Below are 4,755 nucleotides of genomic sequence, written 5' to 3'. Positions count from 1 at the left end.
GGTGTTTTTTTTTTAAACCCACCCCACCCACCCCCCCCCCCCGGCCCCCCGGGGGGGCGCCGGCTTCTCGCTGCCGTGGCAGAGGGGTCAATCCACGGGAACCGCAGCGTCGTCGAGCACCTTCGTGATCCAGTCCAGCAGGGGCATGTCGACGGCCGCGGCCGCCTGAGTCCAAAGGTCCTTACGATTGAGGTCCAGACTCATGACGAGGTTTATCGGCGCCTCTTTCGACGACGTGTCACCAGACAGTTCACGCGCTTGACGAAGCTCTTTGCGCAGTCGGCGGGTCGACCATTTCTCCTCTTCCGCCCGGGTCAGCCACCGGCCCTGCTCCGGCTCCGGAAGTGCGGCTACCTCGGCGTGGTGCTGCAGGCTCAGCGCGTCGCGCCGTCGACAGGCCGGGAATCTCCGTGCCACCCAGGCGTAGTTCCGCAGCGTCTGGTAGTCCAGAGTGGTTTCCTTGAGAACAACGCGATACCGATCGGGAAATCTCTTCTCCCCATATACCAGCCAGTCACCGAGCCACCAACCGGAGGAGTTCGTGATCATGGTGAGGTTGCAGCCGATGTGACGCCAGGACTCGAAGGTCAGACCCGCGGGTAAGTGCAGCTCGACCCGGCGCGCCTGGATACCATCGGCCCCCAGCCCAGCCCTGACGGACCACCCCTCCCTGTTCCCGGCCCCGTCGACCCGTAACCCACGCGATCCGTTGGCTCCGCCACTCCGATTACCTGCGGTCGAACTGGTCAATACCTGGCCCATATCCCTCTCCACAAGCAAGGTGATTGGATTTCAGATAACAGTTCCACGTGATGAGAATGCGCATCGAGGACAACAAACCCCGGGCCAGATGCAGAATTAGACCAATGGAGAGCCTCAGGAGTTCCCACAGCGGGCAAGAATCACCGACAGGAATCCACCGAGCCAACCCCCTCCGGCCAGAACGGACACGAAATAGGTCGCAGAAACAAGTATGCACCGGGTCACACATCTGCACCATTGAGATCTTCATGCATTTGTCATGAAGTATTCACTGCGGAGGACGCCCCGGCCGACCGTCGGCACGGAGCCCTGCCTCCACACCGCTTAGCAACCTGGCTTGACAAGACTCTGCGGTCAACTTAAGTTGCTTACATGACGGGCGTTGAGGAGAGCCGCGTATCACAGGACCCCGCTGAGCAGTTGGCAGCCGTGGTGGCGTTGCGCCGACTGGCTGATCAACTGGAGGACTCCGCGGTGGAGAAGGCGATGCGAGCAGGCTGGAGATGGCTGGACATCGCCGAGGCGCTCGGGGTGACTCGCCAAGCGGTCCACAAGAAGCACGCCCGGCGCCTTATTGCCATGGGCGTCGAGCTGAAGAGGAGGAGGAAGTGAATCGACAGTCCTTCGACACCTACGTCGAAATGATCACGGAAGGTGGAGCACACGAGGCCCAGCAGGCAGGGTCGGAGACAATCGAAGCGGAGCATCTGCTCTTGTCGATTGCCGCCGATCGGGAGAGCACGATGGGTCAACTCCTGAGCGCGGCCGGGCTCGACTACCGAACAGCCCAGGAAGCACTGCAACGGGAGTTCAGGCAGAGCCTTCACTCGGCCGGAGTGTCGCTCGACGATCATGATCTGCCGCGACCGCGCGCATCCGCCACGCCGCCGTCCAGGATGGGACAGTCCGCCAAACTGGCCTTCGAACGCGGCCTGGCAGCAGTCCACGGCCGGAAGGACGCACGGCCGGAGCATCTGCTCCTGGGCATCCTGCAATTGAAGTTCGGCGCGGTTCCGCGCGCGTTGGCTCTCGCGGGAGTCGACCAGGCCACGTTGAGGTCACGCGTCGAACAGTCGCTCCAGCGGCCAGTAACACCCAACGAGTAGCCTACAAGGGGTCGGACGAGCACCAAGCCGCTGGGTTGAGCCCGCGTCAGTGCCGGAAGGGGTCGCCGCCTGTCGGCGGACCACCCTGCTCCCCCAAGCCCGCCCTCTCTTCACCCCCGGAAGTCCGCTGCCGACCGCGCCATCGACCGTCTTGCCCCATCGGCCGGCGCTCCAGCCGTGTAAGCGGTTTCGCAAGCGGACCCCCTGCTGGTCGTGGGCCACATCCTGATGCCCACTCACGCTGGACACTGCCCCCACCACACCATGCCCGGCGTCGCCCGCCTGCCCGGCTCACCTGACCAGCGGCAGCTGAAGAAGCTGGTCGGCCAGCAAGCCGCAATGCACTTGCAAGACAGCCTTGAGGCACAAGGGAATCAACAACACGAGAGGCAAACCGATGGCACTGAGCGACGAAGTCGCCCTTGAGGTGGACGGCCTACGCATGCGCTATGGCACCAACGATGTGCTCAGGGACGTGACGTTCCGCGCGTATCGGGGGGAAGTGCTGGCCATGCTGGGCCCCAACGGGGCCGGTAAGACGACAACGATCGAGATCATGGAAGGGTTCCGGAAACGCTCAGCCGGCCGGGTCGAGGTGCTCGGAGTCGATCCGGCCCACGGCGGCGACCCCTGGCGGGCCCGTGTGGGAATCGTCCTCCAGTCCTGGCGGGACCACGCGAAATGGCGGGTGCGGGAACTGTTAGCGCATATGGGCTCCCACTATGCCGCCTACTCCACCGAGAAGATCAAGAGGCCGTGGGACACCGACGAACTGATCGCTCGCGTCGGCCTGACCGAACACGCCGACAAGCCGGTCAGGATGCTTTCCGGCGGACAGCGGCGACGGCTGGACGTGGCGATCGGCATGGTGGGCCGCCCCGAGATGCTGTTCCTGGACGAGCCCACCGTCGGCTTCGATCCGGATGCGCGATACACGTTCCACGACCTCATCCTCGGGCTCGCCGCGACAGGCGAGACCACGATCCTGCTCACCACGCACGACCTGGCCGAGGCCGAGAAGCTCGCCAGCCGCATCATGATTCTGAACGATGGACGGATCGTCGCCGACGGCACGGCCGACGAACTCGCCGAGCAGTTCGTCGGTGAGGATGAAGTGCGCTGGGTGCTGGACGGGCAGCAATACGTGCGGTCGGAGAGCGACTCAACCCGGTTCGTCCACGAGCTGTTCAAGACACACGCCGACGCCATCTCCGACCTCGAGGTTCGCCGCTCCTCCCTGGAGGAGACCTACCTGTCCCTCGTACGAGGCGCCGAGTCCCGCCAGGACGGCATCAGCGAGGCCTCCATGAAGGAGTCGACGCGATGAATTCCTCCACGACCGCGATGCGCACCGGTTTCTCCCGCGGGCTGATCGAACTGCGTCAGGCCTTCGCGGGGTTCGAGATGATCAACCAGTTGCTCTGGCCCGTAGCGACGCTGACGGCCATCTTCTTCCTGCGCGACCGGGAGTTCCAGGACACCGGATTCAAACTGGGCACCCTCGCGATGCCGAGTGTTCTGGGCATGTTTATCGCGTTGGGCATGATCCTGGTGATCCAGTACCTCACCGTGGAACGCGAGGACGGCACGCTGCTGCGGGCCAAGTCCCTACCGCACGGCATCCGCGGCTATTTCCTGGGCAAGCTCGTCACCACCTCCGGGTCCGTCCTGGTGTACCTCGTGATCCTGCTCGTCCCCGGAGCGTTCATCGTCGACGGCCTGAAGCTCGGAGCTGTCAGCTCCTGGCTCACGCTGGCCTGGGTGCTGGCCCTCGGGCTGGTGGCCACGCAGTCCATCGGTGCCGTGTTCGGAGCGCTGGTCTCCAACCCGCGTGCCGCGGGTGTCATTTCGGTTCCGATCATGGGTCTGATCGGGATCTCGGGAGTCTTCTACCCCATCACCTCGATGCCTGACTGGTTGCAGTGGGTTGCTCAGGTATTCCCCGTCTACTGGCTGGGCTTGGGCATGCGTTCCGCCCTACTGCCGGAGAGCATGGTCAAGGTGGAGATCGATCAGTCCTGGCGACACCTGGAGACCCTCGGTGTGCTCACTGCGTGGGCGATGCTCGGCTTGATCCTCGCGCCGATCGTGCTGCGCCGAATGGCACAACGGCAGTCTGGCTCCCGCGTCGCCGAATACCGCGAACAGGCCCTGCAGCGAGTCGGCTAGGAAACGGCCAGGCACCACCATCGACGCGCCCTGTACGGGCTCAGGCCGAGCGCTACCGGACAACCCGGTGCGCTCGGCCTGTGCCCGTGACGCAAGACCCGAAGCAAGCCTCGATGCCGCCCTCGATGACCCACTCGTAGTTCGACGGCCTGTTGGTGCGGTGGCGGGATTTCGGCGATGGCGTCCTGAACTCGCCGACCAGGCCGATAGCCGTAACGGTCGGGACACCCAAGTAGCGAACCGTTCCTTCCTGCGATGACCAGCGACACGCCGTTCAGCAGATGCCAGAATCCGGATGCCCCAACTCCGCATCCAACCGTCCGACTTGTTCTACCCCCATGCCCGAAACGGGAATTCATCCAGCTCAGGCAGCGATCTGTGACTGGGGTTCCAGAGACCGGCGGTGCCGACGGCAGTCCGGGGGCGGGTGAGGACACACGTTACAACGGTGCCCCGAAGAGGTGAGAGTGGAATAATGCGTAGTCAGCCCTTACCTCGCCCCACGACGCCCATCACATAGGGGAGTTGGAATTCGTGGGGTCCAGCCGGGGATCGGACACATGACGCGGAGTTCCGCGAGCGTGCTGCGCGCGGAGTGATCGAGACGGGGGGATCAGCGGGGGGGGGGGCCGGCGGCGACGCGGGCGCGCCCGCGGCCGCGGGCGCTGGGGGGGGGGGGGGGGTGGCGGCGCCGCGCGGCGCAGCGGGCGGGGGGCCG

Annotated in this window: 5 protein-coding genes; 4 read left to right on the top strand and 1 reads right to left on the bottom strand. The window is 64.9% G+C overall.

The window, feature by feature from the left end; translation table 11 throughout:
* Positions 1-87 precede the first annotated feature (87 nt).
* Entirely contained in the window at positions 88-762 is a 675-nt protein-coding gene (locus tag ACFXB5_RS30105; RefSeq protein ID WP_385213491.1) for an LmbU family transcriptional regulator, read from the bottom strand.
* A gap of 372 nt (positions 763-1,134) precedes the next feature.
* On the opposite strand from ACFXB5_RS30105, the gene ACFXB5_RS30100 reads away from it, so the two are divergent.
* The 4 genes from ACFXB5_RS30100 to ACFXB5_RS30085 all read left to right on the top strand — a co-directional run bounded on the left by ACFXB5_RS30100 (position 1,135) and on the right by ACFXB5_RS30085 (position 4,037).
* Entirely contained in the window at positions 1,135-1,374 is a 240-nt protein-coding gene (locus tag ACFXB5_RS30100) for a hypothetical protein (protein WP_385213488.1), read from the top strand.
* Positions 1,371-1,868, top strand: a complete 498-nt coding sequence (locus ACFXB5_RS30095) for a Clp protease N-terminal domain-containing protein (RefSeq protein WP_385213485.1) — start codon at positions 1,371-1,373, stop codon at positions 1,866-1,868. The genes ACFXB5_RS30100 and ACFXB5_RS30095 overlap by 4 nt, the downstream gene beginning before the upstream one ends.
* A 397-nt stretch (positions 1,869-2,265) precedes the next feature.
* A complete protein-coding gene (locus tag ACFXB5_RS30090) occupies positions 2,266-3,195 on the top strand; it encodes an ABC transporter ATP-binding protein (RefSeq protein ID WP_385213483.1) in 930 nt (309 codons plus the stop codon).
* Positions 3,192-4,037, top strand: coding sequence for an ABC transporter permease (locus tag ACFXB5_RS30085; protein WP_385213480.1), 846 nt, complete (start codon positions 3,192-3,194; stop codon positions 4,035-4,037). The genes ACFXB5_RS30090 and ACFXB5_RS30085 overlap by 4 nt, the downstream gene beginning before the upstream one ends.
* Positions 4,038-4,755: the final 718 nt, after the last annotated feature.

This window comes from Streptomyces sp. NPDC059455 (assembly GCF_042750115.1).
Taxonomy (GTDB): Bacteria; Actinomycetota; Actinomycetes; order Streptomycetales; family Streptomycetaceae; genus Streptomyces; species Streptomyces endocoffeicus.
This window is presented reverse-complemented; position numbering and strand designations above follow the sequence as displayed.